Source organism: Micromonospora sp. DT43, from assembly GCF_049841645.1.
In the GTDB taxonomy this organism is placed as follows: Bacteria; Actinomycetota; Actinomycetes; order Mycobacteriales; family Micromonosporaceae; genus Micromonospora.
In genome coordinates this window covers 23,711-49,268 of record NZ_JBNCKR010000013.1, presented here as the reverse complement: position 1 = coordinate 49,268, position 25,558 = coordinate 23,711, and the positions used below count along the sequence as shown (strand labels likewise).

The 25,558-nt window shown below is 69.8% G+C and carries 26 protein-coding genes; 12 read left to right on the top strand and 14 right to left on the bottom strand.

What is annotated here, in order from left to right:
* The 6 genes from ACLQ26_RS25970 to ACLQ26_RS25945 form a co-directional block, all read right to left on the bottom strand.
* A complete protein-coding gene (locus ACLQ26_RS25970) occupies nucleotides 1–921 on the bottom strand; it encodes an ABC transporter substrate-binding protein (protein WP_425746915.1) in 921 nt (306 codons plus the stop codon).
* Nucleotides 922–931: 10 nt separating this feature from the next.
* Nucleotides 932–1,741: an amino acid ABC transporter ATP-binding protein gene (locus ACLQ26_RS25965; RefSeq protein ID WP_425746914.1), complete on the bottom strand. Its 810-nt coding sequence runs from the start codon at nucleotides 1,739–1,741 to the stop codon at nucleotides 932–934.
* Entirely contained in the window at nucleotides 1,738–2,640 is a 903-nt protein-coding gene (locus ACLQ26_RS25960) for an amino acid ABC transporter permease (protein WP_425746913.1), read from the bottom strand. Before ACLQ26_RS25960 ends, ACLQ26_RS25965 begins: the two co-directional genes overlap by 4 nt.
* A 12-nt stretch (nucleotides 2,641–2,652) precedes the next feature.
* Nucleotides 2,653–3,705, bottom strand: a complete 1,053-nt coding sequence (locus ACLQ26_RS25955) for an LLM class flavin-dependent oxidoreductase (protein ID WP_425746912.1) — start codon at nucleotides 3,703–3,705, stop codon at nucleotides 2,653–2,655.
* A gap of 66 nt (nucleotides 3,706–3,771) precedes the next feature.
* Entirely contained in the window at nucleotides 3,772–4,845 is a 1,074-nt protein-coding gene (locus ACLQ26_RS25950) for a phosphotransferase family protein (protein ID WP_425746911.1), read from the bottom strand.
* 12 nt (nucleotides 4,846–4,857) lie between these two features.
* Nucleotides 4,858–5,694, bottom strand: a complete 837-nt coding sequence (locus ACLQ26_RS25945; RefSeq protein ID WP_425746910.1) for an AfsR/SARP family transcriptional regulator — start codon at nucleotides 5,692–5,694, stop codon at nucleotides 4,858–4,860.
* 95 nt (nucleotides 5,695–5,789) lie between these two features.
* Between ACLQ26_RS25945 and ACLQ26_RS25940 the strand changes: the two genes are divergently transcribed.
* Nucleotides 5,790–6,701, top strand: a complete 912-nt coding sequence (locus ACLQ26_RS25940) for an MBL fold metallo-hydrolase (RefSeq protein WP_425746909.1) — start codon at nucleotides 5,790–5,792, stop codon at nucleotides 6,699–6,701.
* A 90-nt stretch (nucleotides 6,702–6,791) separates the two neighbouring features.
* Nucleotides 6,792–7,499: an SDR family NAD(P)-dependent oxidoreductase gene (locus tag ACLQ26_RS25935; protein WP_425746908.1), complete on the top strand. Its 708-nt coding sequence runs from the start codon at nucleotides 6,792–6,794 to the stop codon at nucleotides 7,497–7,499.
* Here the strand turns inward: ACLQ26_RS25935 and ACLQ26_RS25930 are convergent.
* The 5 genes from ACLQ26_RS25930 to ACLQ26_RS25910 all read right to left on the bottom strand — a co-directional run bounded on the left by ACLQ26_RS25930 (nucleotide 7,496) and on the right by ACLQ26_RS25910 (nucleotide 11,340).
* Nucleotides 7,496–7,948: a nuclear transport factor 2 family protein gene (locus tag ACLQ26_RS25930; protein ID WP_425746907.1), complete on the bottom strand. Its 453-nt coding sequence runs from the start codon at nucleotides 7,946–7,948 to the stop codon at nucleotides 7,496–7,498. The genes ACLQ26_RS25935 and ACLQ26_RS25930 overlap by 4 nt on opposite strands.
* 27 nt (nucleotides 7,949–7,975) lie before the next feature.
* A complete protein-coding gene (locus ACLQ26_RS25925) occupies nucleotides 7,976–8,758 on the bottom strand; it encodes an AfsR/SARP family transcriptional regulator (RefSeq protein WP_425746906.1) in 783 nt (260 codons plus the stop codon).
* A 343-nt stretch (nucleotides 8,759–9,101) separates the two neighbouring features.
* Nucleotides 9,102–9,920, bottom strand: coding sequence for an alpha/beta fold hydrolase (locus ACLQ26_RS25920; protein WP_425746905.1), 819 nt, complete (start codon nucleotides 9,918–9,920; stop codon nucleotides 9,102–9,104).
* Nucleotides 9,921–9,939: 19 nt separating this feature from the next.
* The gene (locus ACLQ26_RS25915) at nucleotides 9,940–10,509 is read right to left on the bottom strand and encodes a DJ-1/PfpI family protein (RefSeq protein ID WP_425746904.1); all 570 of its coding nucleotides are present in this window, start codon (nucleotides 10,507–10,509) and stop codon (nucleotides 9,940–9,942) included.
* A gap of 87 nt (nucleotides 10,510–10,596) precedes the next feature.
* The gene (locus tag ACLQ26_RS25910) at nucleotides 10,597–11,340 is read right to left on the bottom strand and encodes a GntR family transcriptional regulator (RefSeq protein ID WP_425746903.1); all 744 of its coding nucleotides are present in this window, start codon (nucleotides 11,338–11,340) and stop codon (nucleotides 10,597–10,599) included.
* 351 nt (nucleotides 11,341–11,691) lie between these two features.
* Between ACLQ26_RS25910 and ACLQ26_RS25905 the strand changes: the two genes are divergently transcribed.
* From ACLQ26_RS25905 to ACLQ26_RS25870, 8 genes are all read left to right on the top strand, one after another.
* A complete protein-coding gene (locus ACLQ26_RS25905; RefSeq protein WP_425746902.1) occupies nucleotides 11,692–13,056 on the top strand; it encodes an extracellular solute-binding protein in 1,365 nt (454 codons plus the stop codon).
* A 38-nt stretch (nucleotides 13,057–13,094) separates the two neighbouring features.
* Entirely contained in the window at nucleotides 13,095–14,003 is a 909-nt protein-coding gene (locus ACLQ26_RS25900) for a carbohydrate ABC transporter permease (protein ID WP_425746901.1), read from the top strand.
* Nucleotides 14,003–14,914, top strand: a complete 912-nt coding sequence (locus ACLQ26_RS25895) for a carbohydrate ABC transporter permease (RefSeq protein WP_425746900.1) — start codon at nucleotides 14,003–14,005, stop codon at nucleotides 14,912–14,914. The genes ACLQ26_RS25900 and ACLQ26_RS25895 overlap by 1 nt, the downstream gene beginning before the upstream one ends.
* The gene (locus ACLQ26_RS25890; RefSeq protein WP_425746899.1) at nucleotides 14,914–15,981 is read left to right on the top strand and encodes an ABC transporter ATP-binding protein; all 1,068 of its coding nucleotides are present in this window, start codon (nucleotides 14,914–14,916) and stop codon (nucleotides 15,979–15,981) included. Before ACLQ26_RS25895 ends, ACLQ26_RS25890 begins: the two co-directional genes overlap by 1 nt.
* A complete protein-coding gene (locus ACLQ26_RS25885; RefSeq protein ID WP_425746898.1) occupies nucleotides 15,981–17,057 on the top strand; it encodes an ABC transporter ATP-binding protein in 1,077 nt (358 codons plus the stop codon). The genes ACLQ26_RS25890 and ACLQ26_RS25885 overlap by 1 nt, the downstream gene beginning before the upstream one ends.
* A gap of 141 nt (nucleotides 17,058–17,198) precedes the next feature.
* Nucleotides 17,199–18,659: an NAD-dependent succinate-semialdehyde dehydrogenase gene (locus ACLQ26_RS25880; protein ID WP_425746897.1), complete on the top strand. Its 1,461-nt coding sequence runs from the start codon at nucleotides 17,199–17,201 to the stop codon at nucleotides 18,657–18,659.
* 138 nt (nucleotides 18,660–18,797) lie between these two features.
* Nucleotides 18,798–20,051: an iron-containing alcohol dehydrogenase gene (locus tag ACLQ26_RS25875; RefSeq protein WP_425746896.1), complete on the top strand. Its 1,254-nt coding sequence runs from the start codon at nucleotides 18,798–18,800 to the stop codon at nucleotides 20,049–20,051.
* A 93-nt stretch (nucleotides 20,052–20,144) separates the two neighbouring features.
* Complete coding sequence (locus ACLQ26_RS25870) at nucleotides 20,145–21,362, top strand: RNA polymerase sigma factor (RefSeq protein ID WP_425746895.1); 1,218 nt, start codon at nucleotides 20,145–20,147, stop codon at nucleotides 21,360–21,362.
* A gap of 53 nt (nucleotides 21,363–21,415) precedes the next feature.
* On the opposite strand, the gene ACLQ26_RS25865 is transcribed toward ACLQ26_RS25870, so the two are convergent.
* Entirely contained in the window at nucleotides 21,416–22,711 is a 1,296-nt protein-coding gene (locus tag ACLQ26_RS25865) for an MFS transporter (RefSeq protein ID WP_425746894.1), read from the bottom strand.
* Nucleotides 22,712–22,986: 275 nt separating this feature from the next.
* On the opposite strand from ACLQ26_RS25865, the gene ACLQ26_RS25860 reads away from it, so the two are divergent.
* Together ACLQ26_RS25860 and ACLQ26_RS25855 are read left to right on the top strand one after the other, a co-directional pair.
* Complete coding sequence (locus tag ACLQ26_RS25860) at nucleotides 22,987–23,376, top strand: YciI family protein (RefSeq protein ID WP_425746893.1); 390 nt, start codon at nucleotides 22,987–22,989, stop codon at nucleotides 23,374–23,376.
* Between the two features lie 285 nt (nucleotides 23,377–23,661).
* Nucleotides 23,662–23,847: a hypothetical protein gene (locus tag ACLQ26_RS25855; protein WP_425746892.1), complete on the top strand. Its 186-nt coding sequence runs from the start codon at nucleotides 23,662–23,664 to the stop codon at nucleotides 23,845–23,847.
* Between the two features lie 45 nt (nucleotides 23,848–23,892).
* On the opposite strand, the gene ACLQ26_RS25850 is transcribed toward ACLQ26_RS25855, so the two are convergent.
* Entirely contained in the window at nucleotides 23,893–24,672 is a 780-nt protein-coding gene (locus ACLQ26_RS25850; protein ID WP_425746891.1) for an SDR family oxidoreductase, read from the bottom strand.
* Between the two features lie 102 nt (nucleotides 24,673–24,774).
* Nucleotides 24,775–25,416 (bottom strand): hypothetical protein, encoded by a 642-nt coding sequence (locus ACLQ26_RS25845; protein ID WP_425746890.1) that lies wholly within the window; start codon nucleotides 25,414–25,416, stop codon nucleotides 24,775–24,777.
* Nucleotides 25,417–25,558: the final 142 nt, after the last annotated feature.

Sequence of the window (25,558 nt, the reverse complement as noted above, 5' to 3'; positions counted from 1 at the left end):
TCAGGCCGCCGACGGGTTGACCGCCGAGTGCTGGATCCCGGCCTCCTCCAGGTGGAACTTGGCCAGGATCTTCTGGTAGGCGCCCTCGGCGACGAGGGCGTCGATCGCGGCACGCAACGGTTCCGCCAGACCGGCGCCCTTGTTCGTGGCGAGTCCGACGTCGCGACGATCGAGTTGTCCGGCGAGGCGTAGGCCCGGTTGTTGGGCCGCGGCGTACCGCAGCACGCTCGCGGAGCTGACCAGCACGTCGACGTGGCCCTCGCGCAGTGCCAGGAAGTGCGCGGCCGCGTCGCTGTAGGTGCTGACCCGGTAGGGTTGCTTACCGGCCTGGGCGCACTTGTCCTGCTGCCGGCGTAGGTCGTTCTCGAAGGTGCTTCCCACACCGGTGCCGATCGAGGATCCACAGAGCTGCCCGAGGTCGGTGACCTCGGTGAGGGAGCTGTCGTCGCGGACCAGGATTCCCGTCCCGTCGGTCAGGTACGTGGTGAAGTCGAGGACCTTCTTGCGCTCCTCGGTGACGGAGAAGTTGGCCGTGCCGACGGCGAAGCGGCCGGCGGTGAGCCCGGTCAGCAGCGATGCGCCGCTGACCTGGTCACGCTTGACGGTCAGGCCGAGTTTCCTGGCTACCGCGTCGGCGACGTCGATGTCGATGCCGCGCGGCGGCCCGCCGTCCTGCGGGTGGAAGGCGATCGGCGGGGTTCCGACGGCCGAGCCCACGGTCAGCACCCCGGACTGGCGGATCTCCGCCGGAAGCAGCTCCTTCAGAGCCGGGTCGGCCTGGACGGCGGAGACGACGTCCTCGGCGCCGAGGTTCTTCGGTGCTTCCTGGATGCTGCTGGCCGGTGCCGCGTGCAGGCATCCGGACAGCAGAAGCAGCCCGACGGCGCCGACGGCCGCCAGGCGAATACGGCGATGGGGCACGGTGTCTCCTTCAACGTTGCTGGATGGTGGCGAAGAATCGGGCGGTCCGCTCCTCCCGCGGGCTGCCGAGCATCGTGGCGGGCGGTCCCTGTTCGACGATCCGGCCGCGGTCGATGAAGACGATCTCGTCGGCGACCTCGGCGGCGAAGCGCAGCTCGTGGGTGACGATGAGCATCGTCATGCCGCCTGCGGCGAGGTCACGTACGACCGACAGCACCTCGCCGACCAGTTCCGGGTCGAGCGCGCTTGTCGGCTCGTCGAAGAGCATCACCTTCGGACGCAGAGCGAGCGCTCTGGCGATCGCGACGCGTTGTTGTTCGCCGCCGGACAACTCCCGGGGATACGACCGCTCCTTGTGGGCCAGACCGACTCGTTGCAGGAGTTCCCGGGCCCGGGCCCGGGCATCGGCGCGGCTCGCCCCCTGCACCGCGACCGGAGCTTCGACGATGTTCTCCAGGACGGTCAGATGCGGAAAGAGGTTCAGCGCCTGGAACACCATCCCCACGGCTGTCCGGTGCCGGGCGAGCAGACGCGGCGGGGCCTCGATCACCCGGTTGCCGCGCCGGATCAGCCCGACCGGCTGCCCGTCGATCAGGACGGCTCCGGAGTCGGGCCGTTCGAGGCGGTTGACGCAGCGCAGCAGGGTGCTCTTGCCGGAGCCGGACGGTCCGACCAGACAGGTGACAGTTCCGGCCGGAACGGTCAGGTCCACGCGGTCGAGGACTGCCACGTCGCCGAACGCCTTGCTGATCTGGACGAGTCGGACCATGGTGCGCGGTTCGCCGGTCGCCACGGCCAGTTCCTCGGCGGCGGTGCTCACCGGTCCTCCCCGGCGAGGAGCGACAGGCGTGGTCCCGCCGGGCCGGCCCGACCGCTGCCCCGCCCGAAGAACCGCTCCAGGAGGTACTGGACCACGCTGAGGAGGGTGGTGAAGAACAGGTACCAGAGGGTCGCCACGAGCAGCAGCGGAATCACGAGGTAGTTGCGGTTGTAGATGAGCTGGACGGAGAAGAGCAGGTCCTGTCCGGCGATGACGCTTACCACCGAGGTTCCCTTCAGCAGCGCCGCGGCCTGGTTGGCGGCCGGCGGAACGATGGCCCGCATCGCCTGCGGCAGCACGATGCGCCACAGGGTGCGCGGGCGGGAGAGGCCGAGGGCCTGAGCCGCTTCGGTCTGCGACCTCTCGACCGACAGCAGCCCGGCCCGGACGATCTCGGCGGCGTGTGCGGCCTCGTGCAGGGTGAGGCCGATGACCGCCGCCGCGAACCCGTTGATCAGACCGCGGGTGGGCAGGTCCAGGATCGTCGGGCCGAAGGGCACCCCGACCGTCAGCCGTGGATAGACAAGCGAGATGTTGTACCAGAACAGCAGCTGGACCAGGATCGGCACGGACCGGAACAGCCACGTGTAACCCCAGCTGATCGCCTGCAGCAGGCGGCTGCCGGACATCCGCATGACAGCCAGCACCGTTCCGAGGGCGAACCCCCCGATCAGGGCGATGGCGGTCAGCAACAGGGTGACCCGCAGGCCGTCGAGGACGACGTCGGCGGTGAGGTATCGGCCTACGACATCCCACTCGAAGGCCGGGTTGCCCGCCATGCTCACCAGCACGAGCAGGAGCACCACCAGCCCGGCCACGCCCGCGACCCAGCGCAGGGGACGTCGTGCGGGCCGGGCGTCGGCGTAACTGTCGACCCTCAGGGCCGTCGGGGTGGACATGGCGCGTCTCCGTCAGAACCTGGGCAGCACGTGCTCGGCGAACAGGCGCAGCGATCTGGCTGCCCGCTCGTACGGGACGTTGCCGGAGACCACCTGCAGGCTCAGGGTCACCTCGCCGAACCAGTCACGGATGGTCTCCACCGCGGCGACGACCTGCTCGGGCGAGCCGACCAGGGCCTTGCGGTCGGCCACCTGCCTGTCGAAGTTGCCCTTGCCGACCCGTTCCACGATCTTCTCGTAGCCCGGGTAGTCGCTGCTTCGGGTGTTCGCCCAGGAGGACACGGCCGCGGCGAGCGCGCCGTGGGACTGGTCGGCGTACTGGCGGCCGAGCCGCTGTGCCTCGTCGGCGTCGTCGGCCAGGAACGCGTTGTAGCTCATGTGCACGTCCTCGTCGGTCGGCGCGAAGCCGCCGGCCGCCGCGGCCTTGCGGTACAGCGCGAGGACGTCCTGAACCTGCTCCCGGGAGTTGATCGAGGGAACGAGCATGACGCCGTACCCGTTGCGGCCTGCCGCCTCGGCCGACTCCGGCGACTTGGCAGTGGCCACCAGGATCCGCGGATGCGGCTGCTGGACCGGCCGCGGCAACAGGGTGACCGGACCGAACCGGTAGAACCGGCCGTTCCACACCGCCTGCTCGGTGGACCAGAGCAGCTTGCACGCGTCCACACCCTCGTCGAAACGGGCCCGGCTCTCGTCCAGCGGCACGCCGAAGGCCTGGAACTCGTCCGGCAGGAACGCCCGCCCGAACCCGACGTCGAGCCGGCCACCGGAGATGCCGTCGAGCATCGCGAGTTTCCCGGCGAGTTTCACCGGATGGGTGAACGCGGGCAGTACCGCACCGGTGACCAGACGAATCCGCCGGGTCCTGGCTGCCGCGGCCGCCAGGAACGTGACCGGGTCGGGGCTGTACCCACCGTACGGGGAGAAGTAGTGCTCGACCGTCTTGACATGGTGGAAGCCCAGCTCGTCGGCCAGTTCCGCCAGGCGCAGGCTCTCCTCGAAGTACTGGGCGGCGGGCTTGTCCTGCGGACCGACGGTCGGGAAGAGGTTGATGCCGAACTTCATTCCAGCTCCCTCGGATTCGGGCGGACCGCTGCTGGCCCCGTACGGTGCCGACCATGGCGGGGTTCCCTAGAGGCCCGCTACACCCGTACTGGAGAGATCGACACCGCTCTCGGCGAGCCGGCGGCGCAACAGCGCTGTCGCGTTGCGATGCAGCGGAAAGTCCGATCCCGACGGCAGGACCCCGGTCTCCTCCAGCAGCCGTACGACCCGGGCGGTGATGACACAGAACCGGAAGGCGGCGTCGATCTCGTAGTAGGCCAGATGGGCCAGGGGCCGACCGAGGAGCCGGGCGTAGAACCCCTCGGTCTCGGCGCGGGTCGGCAGGCCGGGCAGCCGGGGAGCCCCGATCCCGTCGCTGAGGAACCGGTCCATGTGCAGGAACCAGGCCAGGTCGCTCTCCGGGCGACCGACATCGGTCATCTCCCAGTCCAGGAGGGCGGCCGGACGGTCGCCGGCGAACACGATGTTGCCGAGCCGGGCGTCTCCCCACAGCGGGCTGGGTGTCTGCGGCGCCGGTGGGCGGTGGGCCTGCAGCCAGGCCAGCGCGGTCCGGGCGGCGCCGTTGCGCTCGGCGCCGAAGTATTCCAGCTGCCCGGCGTAGAACGTCAGGTCTCCGGAGGGCGCGGGGGTCGCCCCCAGGTCCGCCGGGTCGAGCCGGTGCAGCCGCCCCATCGCGGACAGGGCGGCGAACCACGCCGCCCGCCGCCGCTGCGGCGAGGCCGAGGCCAGCCAGCCTTCCCGGTGGTACGACGGCAGGTCGGCGGGCACCTCACCGGCGACCCGGCTCATCACGACGAACGGCGCCCCGAGTACGCCCGGATCGGACTCGAGCCCGAGCACCGGCGCGACCGGGACGTCGGTCCGGGCCAGCGCCATCTGCACGCCTACCTGTTCCGGCCAGCGCAGATCGGGGAAGATCCGGTGCCCGACCGGCGCGACCCGGACGGCGAGCGGCACGATCCGTTGGCGTCCGTCCTCCACCCACCTGGCGTCGCAGAGCAGGATCTCGGCGGAGAATCCGGCGGTCCTCGGGACGGTCACCGGCCCTACGGCGACATCGCGGAAGCCACGCTGGCCGTGGAGCCACCCGGCCAGCCGGGTCCGGGTCAGGTCGGGGTCGCGTTGGACGGGTACGGGCACGGGAGCCTCCGATCAGGACGCGCCGGACGACGGCGCGGGGACGAGGGTGGGGCGGCGGATCGTGGGGACCGGCGGCTCCGTGGCCGGGCCGGCGGGCGGTTCGAGCCACGCCGCACCGGTTCGCACGGCACGGTGCATCCGCTGCACCGCCGCCGAGGGCTCGACCCCGAGTTCACGACTCAGCGCGGCGCACAGCCGCTGGTAGACCAGGACGGCGTCAGCCTGCCGGCCACTGCGGTATAGCGCGGCCATCAGGCTGGCATGAATCGGTTCGCGCAGCGGATGCCGCCCGGCGAGCGTCGTCGCCGCGGCCACCACCTGCCGGTGCCGACCACACCGTAGTTCCGCTTCCAGGTACCTGTCGATCAGCAGCAACCGCCACTGGTCGAGGTGCCCGATGATCTCCTGGGTGACCGGACCGACGCGTACGTCGGCGAGGACCGGGCCCCGCCACAGCGTCAGCGCCTGCTGCCAGTCCCGTGCGGCGTGCGCCGGTCGTCCGGTCGCGGCGTGCTGGTCGCCCCGGCGAGCCCACTCGCGGACCACACCCAGATCGGTCTGCTCGGGGTCGATCCGCAGCAGATAGCCACGCTCACCGGTCAGCAGCCGCGCCGGGGCCTCCGCCCGGGTCAACACCCGGCGCAGATGCATGACGTACGTCTGCAGTGTGGTGGCGGCGCTGCGTGGTGGGTGGTCGTCCCACAACTCCCGCACACAGGTCGTCACCGGCACTGTCGCGCCCGCCCGTAACGCGAGCAGACCGAGTAGTTGCCGCTGCTTGGGCGCGGTCGGGCCCGCGTCACCACCGGCCGGGCCGATTCGCAGTCCACCGAGCACGTCGAGGTACATCAGCACACCTTCCGATCGAGACGCCGCCTCCAGCCGGAGCCGAGCGCGTTCGGGCCCACTGGGGTCCGGACCAACGCCGTAGCACCGGAGGAGACATGACCACCACACCGTTCGGCCGGCTTCTGCCGTTGGCCCCCGCGGTGTTCGCCTACATCCAGCCGCCGGGCGGCTGGTGCGTCGGTAACGCCGGCATCATCGTCGGCACCGAGCGGGTCGTGGTGGTGGACACCGCTGCCACCCGGGCCCGAGCGCAGGCGCTGCTGGCGTGCGTGCACCGGCTGGCGCCGGGGCGCCCGCACATCGTGGTGAACACCCATCACCACGGCGACCACGTATTCGGCAACTGCGTCTTCCCCCGCGAGGCCGAGATCGTGGCGCACGAGACCGCCCGTTCCGAGATGGCCCGGACGGGGTTGGCGATGCGCGACCTGTGGCCGCAGGCCGACTTCTCCGGCATCGACCTGAGGCTGCCGACCCGCACGCTGCGGGACCGGCTGACTCTGGACCCCGGCGGCACACGTGTCGAGCTGTTGCACGTCGGGCCGGCCCACACGACAAACGACGTGGTGGTGTGGCTGCCGCGACCCCGCGTGCTGTTCGCCGGTGACGTGGCATTCGCCGGGCGTACCCCGTTCGTGCTCATGGGTTCGGTCGCCGGATCGCTGCGCGCGCTGGCTTCGCTGCGTGCCCTGCGTCCGCAGGTGGTGGTGTCCGGGCACGGCGAGGTCACGGGGCCGGAGGTGCTCGACGCCACCGAGGCGTACCTGCGGTGGCTGCGCCGGGAGGCGGCCCACGGCGTCGGTGCGGGGATCGCTCCGCTGGAGGCCGCTCGTCGGGCGGCCGACAACCCCTTCCGCAGCCTGCCGGAACCGGAACGGCTGGTGGCCAACCTGCATCGGGCGTACGCCGAGGAGCGGGGTGAGCCGGTGGGCGCGTATCTGCCGTCCCGGCCGGTCACCGACGAGATGGTCCAGTTCCTCGGCGGCCCGCTCAGCACATCGGTTTGACGGCACGCGGAAAGCGTCCCGGCCGGCGCTCAAGGCCGGCTCCAGTACGGCCGGACCCCTGGTCCGGACGCCGACAACGAAGGAGTACTCATGGTCCTCAAAGGCAAGGTCGCGGTCGTGACAGGCGGCACCGCCGGTCTGGGGCAGGTCGTCGCGCGAGTTCTCGCCGACGCCGGCGCCACAGTGGTGTCGGCGGCACGTGGCGCGTCGGACGCCGTCGGCCAGTTCCCGGTCGACGTCACCGACCGGGCCTCGGTCGACGCGCTCTTCTCCGCCGTGCAGGAGCGTCACGGCGGACTGGACATCCTGGTCGCGAACGCCGGCATCAACCGCCCAGGCCCCCTGGCGACGTTGCCGCCGGAGCAGTGGGATGAGGTGCTGGCCACCAATCTCACAGGTGCGCTGAACTGCGTGCGGGCCGCCGTCCCGCTGCTGCGGGCCGCCGGCGACGGGCGGATCGTCACGGTGTCCTCGCTGCTGGGGCGTCGGCCGATCGCCGGTGGCGGGGCCTACGGCGTCTCCAAGGCCGCCCTGGAGACGCTTACCCGCGTGCTCGCCGCGGAGCTGGCCGTCGACGGCATCACCGTCAACGCTGTCGCACCCGGGGTGGTCGACGAGGGCATGGGACGAGCGATCCTCGGCAACGACCGGCTGTGGAACCGGCTACGCGGCTCGCTCGCCACCGAGCGGCCCGGGACCGGCGCCGAGGTCGCCCGGGCGATCCTCTTCCTGGCCTCGCCGGACAGCTCCTACGTCAACGGTCACGTCCTGAACGTCGACGGGGGCCTCAACTTCTAGGTCCCGTCGTGCACGATGTGCCGGCGGCGGACGAACCATTCGCCGTCCTGTCGTTGCAGGAGGTCCTCGGCGGTGGTGCTCAGGTAGACCCGGGCCGCACCACCGCCGGGCGGCGTCTCGAAGACGGTCGCGTAGTAGCGGGTCCGCACCGCGTCGTCGCCGTCCGGCTCGGCGATCACGTTGCCGTACCAGTGCCGCCGGGTGACCCCCGACTCGGCCAGGCGGTCGATGCCGCGCCGCATCGACGCGGCGATCGCGGTACGGCCCCGACGCGGCTCGGGTTTGACGTTCTGCCCGAACTCGCCGTCCTCGGTGAACTGCTGAGACCACTGCTCGGCCTGGCCCTCGTCCAGCAGCTGGAAATGGCGTGCGTAGAACTGCAGGATCTCGGCGTAGGTTCCCGCGTCGACGGTGTGCGCGGTGCTCCTGGTCGGCTGAGTCGTCGTCATGGCGCTCTCCTTCGATCGGTGGGGTGGTCAGCTCACGAGCAGGTGGCTCGAGCCACGGTCGATGGGCAGGTCCAGGGCCGGCTCGGCTCGTAGGATCGCGTGCTCCAGACCCTGTAGCCGCCGGGACGGCTCCAGCCCGAACCGCTCGGCGAGCGTGCTGCGGAACTGCCGCAGGGCAGCCAACGCCTCGGTGATTCGGCCGCTGCGGTACAACGCGAGCGCGAGCTGTGCGCGGAGGTTCTCGTGGGTCGGATATCGGCGCACCAAAACACGCAGCTCACTGAGCAGCTCGCGGTGCCGTCCGACACGCAGATCGGCCTCCACGCGCTCTTCGTGTACGGCGAGACGGACTTCGTGCAGCCCTTCCAACCGGGCCCGTACGATCGAGCCCACCTGGACGTCGACCAGGGCCGGGCCGCACCACATGTCCAGCGCCGACCGCAACAGCCGGGCCGCCTCCGGGTACCGGCCGGCGGCGAATGCCTCGCTGCCGGTGGCCGCGATCAGGTGGAAGTCGTCCAGATCGAGCTCACCGGGCTGCACGCGCAGGGCGTACCCACGCTCCCGGGTGCTGATCCGGTCGCCGCCCTTGGCGGTACGCAGGACTTTCCGGAGGTTCATGACGTACGTCTGCAATGTCGAGTGTGCACTCATGGGCGGCTGCTCACCCCACAACTCGTCCACACAGTCGTCGACGGTGACGACGGTGTCGGCGTGCAGGAGCAGCAGGGCCAACAGTTGCCGCTGCTTCGGAGCGCTGGGCAGTTGCCCCGGCTCCATCCCCAACGGACCCAGCACCGTGAACCGCATGATGTCCCTTCGTCGGTCGGTAACGCCAACGAACGAAACTATGCCGGTGAACGCTTTCGGTCTCCTTACCGACCAATCGCTCGTAACGCCATTGACCTGCGCCGACCTGGCAAGAACCAGGATCGTACGAAGTCCAAGAATCCCTACGAAGTCGATAGGTTGAGTAGGACTGGCCGACTCGCGAGCCGATGCATGCCACCGACAGGTGGGCGCCGCGCGGCGCAGACCGTCACCAGGAGCGGGTCGGGCCACGGTGGTCGTCGACAATCCTCGGCACGGGCACGGGCACGTCGCGGAGAGCCGGCCTCGATGCCCGGCGCCGCGGTCGGAGGCCGATAGTCGTTCAGGCCCGGGCCGGGCCGAGGAAGCACGACAGCAGTTGCCTGAACTCGTGCGGGTGCTCGATCGCCGGCACGTGCCCGCATCGACCGAACACGTGCAGACGGACATCGGCCAGGTGTGCGAGCAGGGGCTGGGCTGCCGTCCCCAGCGGGGTGACGCGGTCCTCGGCGCCATGCACGAGCAGCACGGGCGCGCGCACCGCTGCCAGCGTGTGCGCCGAGAGGGTGAGGTCGTCGACCCATCGTGCCCTGGGTGGAGGGAACAACGACGCGAATGCGGCCGCCCCCGCTCGCATCGCGGCGGCGCGGGCATCGACTGCCGAATCGGTCACGAGCGCCTGGTCGAGGACGAGGCGACTCAGCATGTCCCGGGCCCCGGTCGGGCCGGCGGGGGCGGCCCAGACCGCGTCGAGGTCGGCGGACAGTGGCGCCCCGGGGGCACCCATCGTCGAGACCGCAACGACACGTGTGACCTGCTGGGGGCGCGCGGCCGCCAACGCCAGCGCCACGGCGCCGCCCATGGAATGACCCACCACGGCGTAGTGCTCGACATCGAGAGCATCCATCAGGCCCGCGGCCTGCTCCGTCCACGTCCGGAGCCCACCCCTGGAGCCCGCCGGAACGGGTGTACGGCCGAACCCCGCCTGGTCAGGAGCCACCAGGCGCAACGAGGCGCCCAGCGCCCGCGCGGTCGCCGCCCAGGCGCCGGACCCGGTCGTGCCGGGTCCGGAGCCGTGCAGCATCAGCACCGCGGGCCCGGTGCCGTCCTCCAGGACGTGGACGGGTGAGCCGTCGACCGTGACGGTCCGCAGTGCCGTCACCGGGGCAGGCCAGGTGCGCTCATGCCGGTGCGGAGTTGACCGACTTCGAGAAGAGCTCCATCATCGCCCTGCCGAACTGCGGCATGTCGGGCCATCCGCGGCAGGAGACGAGGTTGCCGTCCACGACGTCGGGAGCGTCGATGACCGTCGCGCCCGCGTTCTCCATGTCACCGGTGATGGGCGGGAAGCACGCCGTCTTTCGACCCTTCAGCAGCCCGTACACCGCTGGCACCTGCGCGCCGTGGCACACCAGGGCGATGGGGAGGTTGCGCGCGAAGAAGTGCTCGGTGATGCGCCTGACGTCGGCGTCGACCCGGATCCACTCGGGGGCACGTCCCCCGGGGATGATGAGGGCGTCGTAGCGCTCGACGTCGACCTCGGCCCAGGGCACGTCGACAGGCAGCTTCCGACCGTTCTTCTCCACATAGGCGTCGGAGTTGGGGTCGAACTCGTGGATGACCAGTTGCACGTCACGCGTCGTCCGCGACGAGACGTCGACGTCCCAGCCGCCCTCCTGCACTCGATAGAAGGGATACATGGTGTCGAGTTCCTCGGCGGCATCGCCGGTCAGGAGCAGCGCTCTGGGCACCTGCTTCTCCTCGCATGGGGGGACGGGTGAGGTGGATCCAATCCGATCCGATCGATTGAGTTAGCATTCCTCTACCCCGTCCGCCCGTCAAGCCTCTACCGCCACTCCGTCCGCGTCCTTGGCCTCGTCGAACAATCGCCGGAAACGCTCGCCGGACCGCAGGATGTGCCGACGCATCGCGTAGGCGGCGGCGTCGGGGTCACGCGCGGCGATCGCGGCCACCACCTCCTCGTGCTCGGCCATCGCCAGGTGTGTGACCTGGGTGTCGTGGTGCAGCCGGAAGAGGTGCACGTGGCTGTGCAGGCGAGCGAGCGCCTCACGGATGACCTGGTTCTCCGCGCTCAGGGCGACGAGGTCGTGAAACGCGGCGTCGCGCAGTCCGAAGGCGCCATAGGCAGTGGGCCCGTCGCCCCCTTCCAGCTCTGCCATCTCCTCCAGCATCCGGCGCAGGCCGGCCACCTGTTCCGAGGATGCGCGTTCGGCGGATCGGCGCGCCGCCGCCGGCTCGAGGAGCAGGCGGACCTCGAGCATGTCCTCGAATCGGTGCCGGGTGATCTGGGGCGGAATGCGGTAACCAGCATGGGGCACCCGCACGACCAGACCCTCGGCCTCCATGCGGTTCAGGGCGTCTCGGATCGGCGTCTGCGAGACCCCCAGCTCCCGCGCCAGGACGTCGATCGTGACGCGGGCGCCCGGCTCGATCCGGAGCGACATCAACTGTCCGAGCAGCCTGTCGTACACCTCGTCGGCAAGCCGGCCGCCAGATCTTCCCGGCGGCGTTCGGCCCGTTCCGGCCCTACGGCCCCGCGCGATCATCGCTTCGTCGTCCATCGTGGCGTGAGGACCCTTCTTGCGCCTTCGGGAACCTGTTGACATCAGTCACAACGCTGCGGGATGCTGACGCCCCCACCGGATCCTATAGGAAAAGCGTCGAAGGATCGGCATCCGGCATCATCGCGGAGCCGCCCGCCATCGCTCCACCTCGATCTCGTGGCGCCGGTCCGCCGGCCGACCCTCGCGGCAGCCCGGCAACGCGCCTGAACAACACAGCAACTGCTCGGCGAAGCACATAGCGAGGCCCTAGAAGTCCCCACTCGGAAAGCAGGCAGGACTATGCGGCATCCACAGCGAACAGGACGAACATCCATTCCCGGGCGAAAGGCACGGCTGGCGGCGGCGGCCATGCTGCTGGTGGCCACGACCCTGACGGCTTGCGGCGGCGGCGAGGACGACGACGCGAAGGCGAGCGCCCCCAAGGCGCCGGCGACCATCCCGGAGCTCACCAAGGACCCGCTGACCCTCAGCTTCATCTGGTTCGACTGGCCCCCCGCCCACGCGCTGGAGGACTTCGCGAACGCGGAGTACAAGAAGGAACGGCCGAACGCGACCATCAAGGTCAACACCGTGCCGAACGCGAACTGGCACGACGCGATGTTCACCCAGTTCGCCGCGCACAAGACCGACTTCGACATCGCGGTCCTGGACTCGCAACACATCGGCGAGGCGGTGACGAACGGCAACATCCTCGACATCACCGACTTCGTCAAGCAGAACATCGACGTCGCCGCCTACAACCCGTACCTCCTGGCGGCCTACGGCCAGTTCCCCCAGGCGGAGACCGGCAAGCGCGACGAGAACGCCAGCCTGTACGGACTGCCGTTGCTCGGCGACACCTGGACGATGATCTACCGCAAGGACCTGATCGGCGACAAGCCGCCGCAGACCTGGGACCAGATGATCTCCGCCGCCGAGAAGTGCCAGCGGGAGAACCCGGGCGTCAGCGGGCTGGCCTTCCACCAGGCCAACGGCTCCGACGCCGCGGCCGTCACCTACAACACGGTAAACGGCATCTACGGCGGCAACCTCTGGGACTCCAAGACGCGCAAGATCGACGGCGTCATCAACGACGCCGCGGGCCAGGAGGCGATGGACGTCCTGGTCAACAAGATGAAGCCGCTGACCGCCAAGGGCTCCGGCAACTGGTTCATCGACGAGACGAACGCGGCGGTCGCCCAGGGCAAGGCCTGCATCGCCTTCAACTGGATCGCCGCGAGCGGCGGCCTGCTCGACCCGAAGCAGTCGACGCTCGGCACCACGCGGAAGCAGATCCTCGACAAGTTGGGTTTCGCCACCCTGCCGAGCCAGAAGACGAACCTGGTCCCGCTGGGCGGTATGGGGATGCACGTGTCGGCCTACTCCGCCAAGGCGAACCAGGCCGAGGCCCTGAACTTCATGAAGTGGTTCGAGCGGGCCGACATCCAGAAGAAGTGGGCCGCCGCGGGTGGCGTGCCATCGCGTACGGACGCCCTGCAGTCGCCCGAGTTCCTCAATGCCGGGCCGTTCAACCAGGTGTACGCCGACTCGGTGCCGCGGATGCGCGACATGTGGAACGTGCCCGAGTACGCGCGCCTCGTCAACATCGAGAACACGAACGTGAACGCGGCCCTCAACGGCGCGAAGAAGCCGAAGGATGCGCTCGACGACATCGCCAAGGAGCAGCAGGGCGTGCTCGACTCCAGCGGCCGCAAGGGCGGCGGCGGACTGTGAGTGACCCTGTCCCTCTGACGACCGACCACCCCGGGCAGGTGGCGTCCGCGACGCCACCTGCACCGGGTCGGTCCCGCCGGCTGACCGATCGCGGGCTCGCCGTCGCCTTCATCTCCCCCGCGCTGCTGCTGTTGCTCGCGATGTCGGTGTTTCCGTTGCTGTGGGCGTTGTACCTGTCCTTCACCGACTACTCGGCCACCCGCGGAGGGCCCGCGAATTTCATCGGGTTCGGGAACTACACCGCCATCCTGACGTCGGCGCAGGTCCACCAGAGAGCCCTGACGACGTTGATCTACGTGGTCGGCGCGGTCGCCCTGCAGACCGTGCTCGGTTTCGGCATCGCCTACCTGATCTCACGGCGCAGGCGCGGGCGAGGCGCGCTCACCACCCTGTTCCTGGTTCCGATGATGCTGTCACCGGTCGTGGTCGGGCTGTTCTGGCGATTCATGCTCGACGCGCAGTTCGGCGTGGTCAACAGCATGCTCGGCTCGCTCGGCCTGGGGCAGGTGGAGTGGCTCACCCGGCAACGAACGGCGTTGCTCTCCCTGATCGTGGTCGACACCTGGCAGTGGACGCCGTTCATCATGCTCATCGCGCTCGCGGGCCTCACCGCGGTTCCCAAGTACCTGTACGAGGCCGCCTCGATCGACCGGGCATCCGAGTGGTTCCGGTTCCGCACCATCACTCTTCCGCTGGTGTGGCCGCTGTTGCTCATCGCCGTGATGTTCCGGGGCATCGAGGCCTTCCGGCTGTTCGACCTCGTCTACATCCTCACCAGCGGAGGTCCGGGTGTCTCCACCGAGACGTTGTCGTTCCACGTCTACAAGGTCGCGTTCCTGGGCTTCAACACCGGTACCGCCTCGGCGTACGGGATCCTCATGGTCCTCGTCGTCATCGTCCTCACGCAGCTCTACCTGCGCTATCTGAACAAGCTCAAGGAGGGCTGATGGCCGTCTCCGTCGACGAGGCCGTGTCCACAGGTCCTGCCCCGGATCGCACGCCCGCCGCGCGTCGCCTCGGCGGCCGGGGCCGCTCCGGGCTGGAGGTCGCGCTGCTGATCGTGCTGGCCGTCGTGATGCTCTTCCCGGTGCTGTGGATGATCGAGACATCCATCAAGGACAGCCGCGACGTCTACGCCATTCCGGCCAAGTTCTTCGGCTTCAACGTGACCCTGGAGCATTTCAAGGACGTGTTCGTCGCGCCCGGCGGTGGGCGCTCGGCACTGTCGGTCGCGTTCCTCAACTCCGTCGTGGTCGCCGGGGTCTCCACGCTGCTGGCCACCGTGCTGGGGGTCCCGGCGGCCTGGGCCTACTCACGCTTCGCCGTGCGGGCCAGGAAGGACCAACTGTTCTTCATCCTGTCCACCCGCTTCATGCCGCCCGTAGTGGTCGTGGTCCCGATCTTCCTCATGTACCGCCAGGTCGGGCTCATCGACAGCAAGCTCGGCCTGATCCTCATCTACGCGGCCTTCAACGTCCCGTTCACGATCTGGATGATGAAGGGATTCGTCGACGAGGTGCCCGCGGAGTACGAGGATGCCGCCATGCTCGACGGCTACACCCGTTTGCAGGCGTTCTGGCGATACACCCTTCCCCTGCTCGTACCCGGCATCGCCGCGACGGCGGTCTTCGCACTCATCTTCTCGTGGAACGAGTTCGTGTTCGCCATCTTCCTCACCTCCAGCGACGACGTGCGGACGGCGCCACCCGCCATCGCCGGCCTCATCGGTGGCACCACCACGGACTGGGGTCTCGTGGCCGCCGCCTCCGTGGTGTTCGCCCTACCGGTGCTCGTCTTCGCCTACCTGGTGCGCAAGCACCTCGTCGCCGGCGTGACGCTCGGGGCGGTGCGACGCTGATGGCGGGCATCGAGGTGACGGCGCTGCACAAGCGCTACCCGGACGGGACGGTCGCGGTCGAGCACGTCGACCTCTCCATCGGCGACGGCGAGCTGTTCGTGATGCTCGGCCCGTCGGGTTGCGGCAAGACGACCACGCTGCGGGCCATCGCCGGCCTGGAGAGGCAGACGACTGGCGACATCCGCATCGGCGAGACGCTTGTCAACGACCTGCCGCCCGCCGATCGCGACATCGCCATGGTGTTCCAGTTCTACGCTCTCTACCCGCATCTGAGGACCCGCGACAACCTGGCGTTCCCACTGCGGGCCGAGGGGCTACCCAAGGCGGAGGTGCACGAGCGGGTCGCGGAGGCCGCCCGGCTGATGCGGCTTGGTCCGCTCCTGGACCGGCGACCGCGTCAGCTGTCCGGCGGGGAGCAGCAGCGCGTCGCGCTTGCCCGCGCCCTGGTACGCCGGCCGCGCGCATTCCTCATGGACGAACCTCTCACCAATCTGGACGCGGAGCTGAGGGCGGACATGCGCACGGAGATCAAGCACCTGCAGGGCGAGCTCGGGGCCACGATGGTCTACGTCACCCACGACCAGGTCGAAGCGATGTCGCTCGGTCACCGGATCGCCATCCTCAACAAGGGTCGCGTCGAGCAGATCGGCACGCCGCTGGAGGTCTACGACCGCCCGGCGAGCCTCTTCTGCGCCGCGTTCATCGGCTCCCCACCCATGAACCTGATCGAGGTGGAGGTGGCCGACGGTGCGCTGCGCAGTAAGGGCGGCCTGGTCCTCACGCCACCGCCAGGCATGCCGCGCGACCGTTCCCTGGTCGCGGGCGTCCGGCCGGAGGCGCTGGAAGTCACCGAACCGGCAGCGGACCGTTCGATCCCGGCCCGCGTGGTCTCGGCGGAGTGGCTGGGCGACGAGATCATCTACGTGGTCGACCACGGCGGCCAGCACGACGTACGGGTGCGGATGCCACCGACTGTCCGGTTCGCCACTGACGCGCCGGTCGGGCTGCGGCACACCGGCGCGACCCCGGCGGTCTACGACGTGAGCACGGAAGAGCTGGTGGCCTGATGGGAACCGTGGCAGCGCACGGGCTGTGCAAGTCCTTCGGGAAGGTCCAGGCCCTGGACGGGGTGACGCTGGACGTGCCCGACGGGTCGTTCTTCGTGGTGCTCGGGCCCTCCGGGGCAGGCAAGACGACGACCCTGCGAGCGATCGCCGGCCTGGAGCAGCTTGACGCCGGGTCGGTGCAACTGGACGGGAGGGACGCGACCGCTGACGCCCCGGCTGCACGCGACCTGGCCATGGTCTTCCAGAGCTACGCCCTCTACCCGCGACACACGGTCTACGAGAACATCGCGTCGCCGCTGCGGGCACGCCGCCGTTCGTCGAGCGAGATCGCCGCTGCCATCGAGCAGATGTCGAGCCTGCTGCACATCGAACGTCTGCTGCAGCGTCGTCCCGCGCAGTTGTCCGGCGGTGAGATGCAGCGTGTCGCCCTGGCCCGGGCGCTGGTCCGTAGCCCGCGCGCCTTCCTCATGGACGAGCCGCTGACGAACCTCGACCTCAAGCTCCGCGTCGAGATGCGCACCGAGCTCACCCGCATCCACCGCAGCCTCGGAGCAACATTCGTCTACGTGACGAACGACCAGGTCGAGGCCCTGTCCATGGCCGACCAGGTCGCGGTCCTGAAGGAGGGGAAGGTGCAACAGGTCGGAACGCCGACCGAGGTGTACGAGCGTCCCGCCAACCAGTGGGTCGCGGGATTCGTCGGGAGCCCGCCGATCAGCCTGCTCGCCTGCCGCGCCGAGGGCGATCGTCTGGTCGGTGCGGAAGGCTGGACGCTGCCGCGGCCGCGCTGGACCACTGCCGAGGACGGTCGTGCGCTGCTGCTGGGCCTGCGCGCGGAGGACCTGTCCGTCGAACAGCGTGGAAGCGCGTCATTGTCGGGAGAGCTCTACGGGCTCGAACCACTCGGTGACCGAACGGTGGTCGACGTCCGAGTCGGCAAGGAGATCCTCAAGGTCAAGGCACGACCCACAGTCACCGGTACGCCGGGCGAGCGCCTGCTCGTCACTGTCGACCTGGACCGCGCGCACCTGTTCGACGCGGGCACCGGGCTGTCGCTGTCCGAGGCTGGGCGATAGCCGCGCAGGGCGGCGACGGCACACGCGCCCGCGGATGGCAGTCGAGCGTCGGCGGATCGTCACCGGTGCGCACGGCCCGAGAAGGCGATCGGTGGCGCGGGCGGACAGGACAGCACCAAGAAGAGCACAGGAGGCGACGCGATGAGTGACCCGATGAACGTCCTGGCCCCCGAGCACCGGCGGCTCCGGATCGGCGACGCCTGGCGCGACGCCGCGAGCGGAGCGACCTTCGCCGTCGAGGATCCGGCCACCGGCAAGACCATCGCCGAGGTGGCGGACGCCGGCGTCGCCGACGGGCTCGCCGCTCTGGACGCGGCGAGCACCGCAATGGCCCAGTGGGCGGCGACCCCGCCGCGGAAACGGTCCGAGTTGTTGACCGCGACGTACCGGGCGCTGACCGAGCGATCCGAGGAGGTCGCCCGGCTGATAACGCTCGAGATGGGCAAGCCGCTCGCCGAGGCTCGGGCCGAGGTGGCGTACGGCGCCGAGTTCTTCCGTTGGTTCGCCGAGGAGGCGGTGCGCGTCGAGGGGCGCTACAGCACCGCTCCCGCAGGTGGATATCGCATCCTCACCGTGCCGAAGCCGGTCGGACCGTGCGTCTTCGTGACGCCCTGGAACTTTCCGTTGGCCATGGGTGCCCGCAAGATCGCTCCTGCGCTGGCCGCGGGCTGCACGACGATCACCAAGCCGGCAGGCCAGACCCCACTCACCATGCTGTTCCTGGCTCGCATCATGGAGGAGGTCGGCGTCCCCCCGGGCGTCGTCAACGTGGTGACCACCAAGCGTTCCGGCGAGGTGGTCTCCGCGCTGCTGGCCGACAGTCGGACCCGCAAGCTGTCGTTCACCGGGTCGACCGAGGTCGGGCGCGTACTGCTCCGACAGGCTGCGGACAACGTCCTGCGTACCTCAATGGAACTGGGCGGCAACGCGGCCTTGATCGTGTGTGCGGACGCCGACCTGGACGTCGCGGTCGACGGTGCCATGGTGGCCAAGATGCGCAACATCGGGGAGTCCTGCATCGCGGCCAACCGGATCTACGTCGAGGAGCCGGTACGCGAGGAGTTCACGGCGCGCTTCGTGGAGCGGATGGGCGCGCTCTCGGTGGGCCATGGTCTCGACGACGGCGTGGACGTCGGGGCGTTGATCGACGAGGCCTCGGTCACCACGATCGACGGGCTCGTCGCCGACGCGGTCGATCGCGGCGCCCGGGTCCTGGTGGGCGGCGAGCGCCCGAATGGGCCGGGCCACTTCTACCCGCCCACGGTCCTCGTCGACGTGCCCGACGACGCGCGGATGCTCCGGGCGGAGATCTTCGGCCCGGTGGCGCCGATCATCTCGTTCACGTCCGACGACGAGGTGCTGGCGAAGGCCAACGACACCGAGCACGGCCTGGTCGGATACGTCTTCACCCGTGACCTCCAGCGGGCGCTGAAGTTCGCTGAGGGGCTGGATACGGGGATGGTCGGCATCAACCGTGGTCTGATCTCGGACCCGTCAGCTCCGTTCGGAGGCGTGAAGCAGTCCGGGATCGGCAAGGAGGGATCGCACGAGGGCATCCTCGAGTACCTCGACCTCACCTACGCGGCGATCGACCTACCGTGACCGGCCCGCTGCTCCGCGCGCCCGGAGCGCGCGCCCGCGTCACCCGAGCGGCCAACCCTGCCGATGCCGTCCCGGTCGCGCGGGCGACCTGGACGTCCGCCCAGCACATCGCCGCCGACGTTCCGGAGAGGCACCGACATGCTTGAGACCGTCCGCGGACCACGCCAGCTGATAGTGGGTGAAGGGGTCGCGCAGAACATCCCGCGAGTGGTGGCCGAGAGCGGCTCGCGGGTCCTCATCGTGACCGACCAGGTTCTTCTGGGGCAGCCTGGCGTGGCCGAGATCGTGGCCGCCGTGCGGAAGAAGGTCGACGCCGTCGAGGTGTTCTCCGACGCGACCTCCGACGTGCCACTGGCCGACGTCGCCCTGGCCGTCTCGGCCGCCGCCAGGGTGGACGCCGACGTGATCCTCGCCATCGGGGGCGGCACGGTGATCGACCTCGCCAAAATCGTCGGAGTCATCCGCCGCCACGGTGGGACGCCGCGCGACTTCTACGGCGAGTCGAAGGTGCCGGGGCCGACGATTCCTCTGGTCGCGGTCCCGACGACGTCGGGCACCGGCTCCGAGCTCACCCCCGTCTCGGTGTTGACCGACCCCGACCGCGAACTGAAGGTGGGCGTCTCCAGCGTCCACATCGTGCCCGACTTCGCCATCGTCGACCCCGAGCTCACCTACACCTGCCCGGCGACCGTCACCGCCCACTCCGGCATCGACGCGCTCTGTCACGCGGTGGAGAGCTACACCGCGCGACCCCGCGCCCACGGACCGCGCGACCCGGTGGAGCAGGTGTTCCTCGGCCGCAACTCGATCACCGACCACTACGCGCTCCTGGCCGCGGAGCGGATCGCCCGTAGCCTGCGTCGTGCTGTCCACAACGGAGGCGACACGGAGGCGCGCGCCGACATGTCCTACGGGTCCATGCTCGCCGGGCTCGCCTTCTCCCACGCGGGCAACGCGGCCCCGCACGCTCTCCAGTACCCCATCGGCGCGGCCACGCACACGCCGCACGGCCTCGGCGTCGGGCTGCTCCTGCCCTACGCTCTGGACGCGGCCAGGGATGCCATCGGCGACCGGTTGGCCATCCTCGCCGGGGTGTGCGGGCTCGACGTCACCGACGCCTCGGAGGCCGAGGCCGCAGACACGTTCCTCACCTGGCTCGACGGGCTCCTCGCCGACATCGGCATCCCGCCCACCCTGGCGGACATCGGCGTGGCACGTGCCGACCTCCCGCGCTTCGCGGAGATGGCCAGTGGCGTCACCCGCCTGATCCAGAACCATCCCGGACCGACCGACACCGCCAGTCTCACCGCGATCCTCGAAGCGGCGTGGACCGGGGACCGGACGCGACACGTTCTGAGTCCGAGCCGAGTCAGCGACCGGCCTTCCACCTGACGACGAGATCCCTGCTCCACCCTGGCCGCGAGGCACCCGCACCTCGGCCGGATCGAGCATGCTGACGGGGTTCGCGGCCGAAGGCGGGTGAGGATGAACGACGTTCTGGCCGGGCTGGCGCCCCGTGTGCTCGGCGCCCTGGTCCGGCGGCACGGCTCGTTCGACGCGTGCGAGGACGCCGTGCAGGAGGCGCTCGTGGCCGCTGCCGTGCAGTGGCCGCAGGAAGGCGTCCCGGACAACCCCGTGGGCTGGCTCATCCGGGTCGCCACCCGGCGGCTGGTGGACGCGCGGCGCAGCGAGACGGCGCGTCACCAGCGTGAGGTGACCGTTGCGGCGCTCACCCCCGCCGATCAAATGCACGCGCCCCCAGCCGATGACCGGGGCACTCCTGACGACACGCTGACCCTGCTGTTCCTCTGCTGTCATCCGGCCGTCTCACCGCTGTCGCAGGCCGCGCTCACCCTGCGCGCGGTGGGCGGGCTGACGACAGCACAGATCGCGCGGGCATTCCTGGTGCCGGAGGCGACGATGAGCCGCCGCATCACCCGCGCCAAACAGCGCATCAAGGCGGCCGGCGCCGAGTTCCGACTGCCGCCCGAGGGCGAGCTGGACGACCGGCTCGCGGTCGTGCTGCAGGTGCTGTATCTGATCTTCAACGAGGGGTACGCCGCGACGACCGGGGCCGAGTTGAACCGTCCGGAGCTGATCGCCGAAGCGGTACGCCTCACCCGCGAGCTGCACCAGCTGCTGCCCGACAACGGGGAGGTGACCGGGCTGCTGGCGTTGATGCTGCTCACCGAGGCGCGTCGTCCGGCGCGTTCCGGCCCGGACGGGAACCTCATCCCGCTTGGCGAACAGGACCGCTCCCGGTGGAACCGTGACTACATCGACGAGGGCGTCAAGCTGATCACTGGAGCGCTGTCGTCGGCGCCGCTGGGGGTCTACCAGTTGCAGGCCGCCATCGCGGCGGTGCACGACGAGGCGGCTCGGACGGAGGACACTGACTGGCCCCAGATCCTCGTGCTCTATCGGCTGCTCGCCCAGATCTGGCCGAATCCTGTCGTGCAGCTCAATGAGGCGATCGCGGTGGCCATGGTGCACGGGCCGCACGCCGGGCTCGCCGTGCTCGAGCCGCTGTTCGGCGACGCCCGGGTGGCCGACGGCCACCGGTTGCACGCCGTACGCGCGCATCTGCTGGAAATGGCCGGCGAGCACGACACGGCACGTGACACGTACGAGCTGGCCGCTCGCCGCGCCACCAGTCTGCCGGAGCGTCGCTATCTGGAAGGGCGTCTCGCCCGCCTCAGCTGAGGGGGTAGTCGGCAGCCGACCGGGTGGGCGATCGCACCGTCCCCGCTCCCCGCTCAGGCGGCCGCCTCCCGGTGGGCGGCGGCGTCGGCCTGTCCCATGACGCGGCTGTTCAGCGCGATCGCCGCCATCAGCGGGAGCAGACCAGCGAACGTCCAGGTGAGACCGAAGACCGCGGCGAACCAACCGACCATCGCCGGGCCGAGCAGGATGCCGCCGTACGCGAAGGTCGTGGCCCGCGCGACGAAAGTGGTCGCGCCCGGCCCGTCGCCACCGGCGTGGCCCACCGCGCTGAAGATCAGCGGCAGCAGCACGGCGGTGCCGGCGCCGAGGATGGCGAACCCGGCGATCGCCACGTAGGGCGAGGGAACGAGGACGACCACCGCGATGCCGGCGATGCCGACCAGCCCGCTCACCCGGAACAGGACCGCACCGCCGAAGCGTTCGGTAAGGCGGTCACCGAACAGCCGGATCAACGTCTGGAAGGCGGTGTACGCGGTGAAGGCCAGCGACGCCACGGCCAGCTCGGCGCCGCGGATCTCGTGCAGGTAGATGCCGCTCCAGCTGGTCACGGCAGCCTCGCACACCATGAGTGTCGCGCCCATCGCGCCGTACATCAGCACCCGGCGGCTCCAACCGGTACGCCAGCTCGCCCGGGGCCTGGCGTCGGCGGAGGCCTGCACCGGGCTGCGGTCGACCGACGCGGGCAGCAACGTCGCGGTCAGCGGAAGGCTTGCCGCGAGCATCACGACGGCAACGCCGGCCAGATGCCACGACGGCGCGACGCCGGCCTTGATCAGACCGACGCCGACGAGCGACGCCAGCACGGCGCTGATGCTCCACGCCGCGTGGCAGCCGTTCATGATAGGCCGCCGACCGACCCGCTCGACCACGACGGCATGGCCGTTCATCGCCACGTCGGTGGCGCCGTGCACGATGCCGAGCAGGATCACCGCGACGGCGAGCTGCAGGGTGGTGCGCGCGAGACCGACCGCGGCCAGCGTCAGTGGCATGCACAGCAACATCGTGCGAATCACCCGGGAGCTGCCGAACCGTGCCACCATGCCGCCGACGAACTGCATGGTGAGCAACGCCGCCACGCCTAGCAGCGTGAGGATCATGCCGAACTGCGCGTCACCGAACTGGTGGGCAGCCTTGATCGACGGGATCCGCGTGATGTACGTCGACAGCAGCAGGCCGTTGACGAAGAAGACCCCGGTAACGGCCCATCGCGCCCGAGCGGCCGCCGCCACGTCGGCCGGCCCGCTGACGGCGTCCGGTCGATCCGGCGTCTCCAGCAGCACCGGCGCCCCGTCGGGCGGACGCGGGCCACGCTCCTCGTTGTCAGTCATCTGGTCACTCCCCTGTCGACCGCGGAAGGTGTCTATCTGCTCGTCGGACCCCTGGGACACGATCGAGACGTACACGGCCACATCGGGGTTGTGACCCGTGTCACACCCACACGTCCCCGAGTCGGCCGTGCCGTGCCGGATCCGACGTCTGGGGGGAGGGGTGAGCGGCTCCGGCGTCGGCGGGAGCCTGGTCCGACGTGGACGGTAGCCTGCGGCGGTCACCAGGCCAGGACGTCCGACGTTCGGCAGCGGACGACAAACGTGAAGGATTGCCTGTGAGGTACGTGGTATTGATCTACACCAACTCCGCTACCTGGAAACACCCGCTTTTCCTGCAGGACGGCGAGACGCTCTCGGAGCAGGAACGCGCCGATCGGGTCGCTCAGCACGTCAACCTGGTCGAGGAGATCCGCACCAGTGGTGAGCTGCTGACCGCCGCCGCGCTGGCCGCCCCCGCCGAGGGCACGAGGCTGTCCGCTCTCGGCGGCGTGCCGAGCCCGACCGACGGGCCGTTCCCGGACGCGAAGGAGTACCTCGCTGGCGTCTTCTTCCTCGAATGCGACAGCCCTGAGCGCGCCGCCGAGATCGCCTCCCGCTTTCCCGACGCCAAGGTCGGGTCCGTCGAGATACGCCCCGTCGATGAGATCTCCGAGAAGGACTTCTGAGCCATGGCTCACGTTGCCCAGGTTCACCGGCCGTACCCATGACGACGAGTTGTGGTGTTGCCCGCCTGGACGGGTGATCGCCACTTCCCCCGATACGATGTGCTCCACCGTTCAAAACGGGGCAAATGAGCGCAGGGGGCGCTGTCGTGTCGCAGGAGCGGGCCGTTCGTCGGGAGTCGCGGCTCCTGCGCGCCGTTCGGATGACAGGCGAGGGCCAGGCGGCAACGACGTTCGAGTTGTTCTTCGACCTGGTGTACGTCTTCGCGATCACTCGGGTGACCGAGTATGCACATGGCGCTCAGCGGCGTACGGCTGATCGCCGTGGGCGTGCTGCTCGCGGGCATACCGCTCACGGCGCTGGTGCCGCCGCTGGCCGCACTCGCGGCGCTGGTGCTGACACTCACGGCGGTGATCGTCGTGGACACCGTCCGACACGCCGACCTGCGTCGCCAGCTACGGGGGAACAGCTGAGGAAGTCGGGGGGCCAGCCGTTCACGCGGCTGACCGAACGTGACGCTAGACGACGGGGATTTCACCGCCGTCGACTGTGAGGCTCACTCCGGTGACCCACTGCGCGCGGTCCGATACGAGGTAGGCGACGGCCTCGGCGATGTCGCGTGGGTCTCCGGGACGGCCCAGGGGGATGCTCGCTGTGGTGGCGGCGAGCGGGACGTTCATCGCGTCGGCGAAGTTCTGGCGGATCGCGTCGGCGCCCGGGGTGAGCACGTTGCCGGGGATGATCGTGTTGACGCGGATTCCGGCGGGCGCGAGTTCGGCGGCGAGGGCTTTGCCGTAGGTGTTGAGGGCGGCCTTGGCGGCGCCGTAGTGCGCCAGTGGCGGCGCCGGCGTGAGCGCGGCTCCCGAGGAGATGTTGACGATCGCGCCGCCCGGGCCGGCCTCGTGCAGCGCCGGCAGCAGCGCGTTGTTGACCCGCACGGCGGACAGGTAGTTGAGGTGGAGCGCGTCGAGCCATTCCTCGTCGGGGATGGACGAGACGCCGCCGAGGTGGGCGCGTGCCGCAGCCGCGTTGTTGACCACGATATCGACGCCGCCGAGTTCGCCGAGTGCTGCCTTGGCGAATGCCTGCACACCCGCGAGCGTGCCGATGTCGCCCTGGATGAAGGTGGCTGCCTTGGGTGTCTCGTCGGAGGCGTTACGGGCCGTGGTGACGACTGTCGCGCCCCCGTCGAGCAGCCGCTGCACGATGGCCGCGCCGATCCCGCGGGACCCTCCCGTGACGATCGCACGCTTCCCCGAGAACTCGGTGGTGTCGGGTGACGAGCCAGTTCTGTACATACGGTTCAGCCTAGGTATTTCCGCACAGAACGTACAAAAGATTCATATAGTTGAGGATGGCGCATCGCCGGCATCCTGGGATGCCAGCCTCATGAACGACTATTACCGCGTCAGCTCCTGGTCGGACGAGGCGTAGCGGTAGTGGTAGCCGGCGAGCGCGACCGCCAACGAGATCGACCACAGTGGAAAGAGGCACCAGCCCAGCCCGCCCGCGCCCCAGTACGCCCGGTCGTAGACCGGCTCTCCCCACAACTGGAATCTGTCGAGTTGGCCAGGCAGTTGCACGCCCAACTGTCCCAGCAGTAGTCCGCGGCCGAACGCGAAGATGCCGACGACCGCCGACCCGCCGAGCAGCAGGGGGAACCACATCGGTACGACCTTGCCACGCAGTCCGGGGATCCAGCGTGGGAACACCCTTCCCCACCGAGACAACAGCCCAGAGGTCAGGACGACGCCACCCATCGCGAATGACGCGAGGGTCGGCTCGATGTACACGTTCTCCGGCTGGTTGCGGAGCAGGGAAACGACGAAAGGCTCAGGTGCTCCGACGGCCCAACCTCGTGACCACGCCAGCCGGATCAGCGCGTACGGCGACGGGCACGCCATCGCGACGTAGGTGGCGAACCTGCCCGTACGGATCCAGGCGGAGACGCGGCGGAGGCGCAGATCCTGCGGGTCGTGGTCCCTGGTGCCGTCGGCGTAGTCGATGCTCGCCAGGAGAAACAGCGCCGCGCCAGCCGCCATGGCTACCTGAAACAGTGTCGGCCAGTCCGCCCTCAGCCAACCGATCGGGAGAATGCCCACGTCACCCGCGTCCGGATAGCCGCGTGGGCATGGGAATCCGGCCTGGTGTCACGTCTCTGACCGCCCGGCCCGGCCGCCGTCC

What these genes read in the sequence shown, in the direction of transcription:
- ACLQ26_RS25960 (WP_425746913.1), bottom strand. Translation starts at nt 2,640, where the DNA reads ATGTCCACCCCGACGGCCCTGAGGGTCGACAGTTACGCCGACGCCCGG.
- ACLQ26_RS25955 (WP_425746912.1), bottom strand. Translation starts at nt 3,705, where the DNA reads ATGAAGTTCGGCATCAACCTCTTCCCGACCGTCGGTCCGCAGGACAAG.
- ACLQ26_RS25945 (WP_425746910.1), bottom strand. Translation starts at nt 5,694, where the DNA reads ATGTACCTCGACGTGCTCGGTGGACTGCGAATCGGCCCGGCCGGTGGT.
- ACLQ26_RS25940 (WP_425746909.1), top strand. Translation starts at nt 5,790, where the DNA reads ATGACCACCACACCGTTCGGCCGGCTTCTGCCGTTGGCCCCCGCGGTG.
- ACLQ26_RS25935 (WP_425746908.1), top strand. Translation starts at nt 6,792, where the DNA reads ATGGTCCTCAAAGGCAAGGTCGCGGTCGTGACAGGCGGCACCGCCGGT.
- ACLQ26_RS25930 (WP_425746907.1), bottom strand. Translation starts at nt 7,948, where the DNA reads ATGACGACGACTCAGCCGACCAGGAGCACCGCGCACACCGTCGACGCG.
- ACLQ26_RS25925 (WP_425746906.1), bottom strand. Translation starts at nt 8,758, where the DNA reads ATGCGGTTCACGGTGCTGGGTCCGTTGGGGATGGAGCCGGGGCAACTG.
- ACLQ26_RS25910 (WP_425746903.1), bottom strand. Translation starts at nt 11,340, where the DNA reads ATGGACGACGAAGCGATGATCGCGCGGGGCCGTAGGGCCGGAACGGGC.
- ACLQ26_RS25905 (WP_425746902.1), top strand. Translation starts at nt 11,692, where the DNA reads ATGCTGCTGGTGGCCACGACCCTGACGGCTTGCGGCGGCGGCGAGGAC.
- ACLQ26_RS25895 (WP_425746900.1), top strand. Translation starts at nt 14,003, where the DNA reads ATGGCCGTCTCCGTCGACGAGGCCGTGTCCACAGGTCCTGCCCCGGAT.
- ACLQ26_RS25890 (WP_425746899.1), top strand. Translation starts at nt 14,914, where the DNA reads ATGGCGGGCATCGAGGTGACGGCGCTGCACAAGCGCTACCCGGACGGG.
- ACLQ26_RS25885 (WP_425746898.1), top strand. Translation starts at nt 15,981, where the DNA reads ATGGGAACCGTGGCAGCGCACGGGCTGTGCAAGTCCTTCGGGAAGGTC.
- ACLQ26_RS25880 (WP_425746897.1), top strand. Translation starts at nt 17,199, where the DNA reads ATGAGTGACCCGATGAACGTCCTGGCCCCCGAGCACCGGCGGCTCCGG.
- ACLQ26_RS25875 (WP_425746896.1), top strand. Translation starts at nt 18,798, where the DNA reads ATGCTTGAGACCGTCCGCGGACCACGCCAGCTGATAGTGGGTGAAGGG.
- ACLQ26_RS25870 (WP_425746895.1), top strand. Translation starts at nt 20,145, where the DNA reads ATGAACGACGTTCTGGCCGGGCTGGCGCCCCGTGTGCTCGGCGCCCTG.
- ACLQ26_RS25865 (WP_425746894.1), bottom strand. Translation starts at nt 22,711, where the DNA reads ATGACTGACAACGAGGAGCGTGGCCCGCGTCCGCCCGACGGGGCGCCG.
- ACLQ26_RS25855 (WP_425746892.1), top strand. Translation starts at nt 23,662, where the DNA reads ATGCACATGGCGCTCAGCGGCGTACGGCTGATCGCCGTGGGCGTGCTG.
- ACLQ26_RS25850 (WP_425746891.1), bottom strand. Translation starts at nt 24,672, where the DNA reads ATGTACAGAACTGGCTCGTCACCCGACACCACCGAGTTCTCGGGGAAG.
- ACLQ26_RS25845 (WP_425746890.1), bottom strand. Translation starts at nt 25,416, where the DNA reads ATGGCGGCTGGCGCGGCGCTGTTTCTCCTGGCGAGCATCGACTACGCC.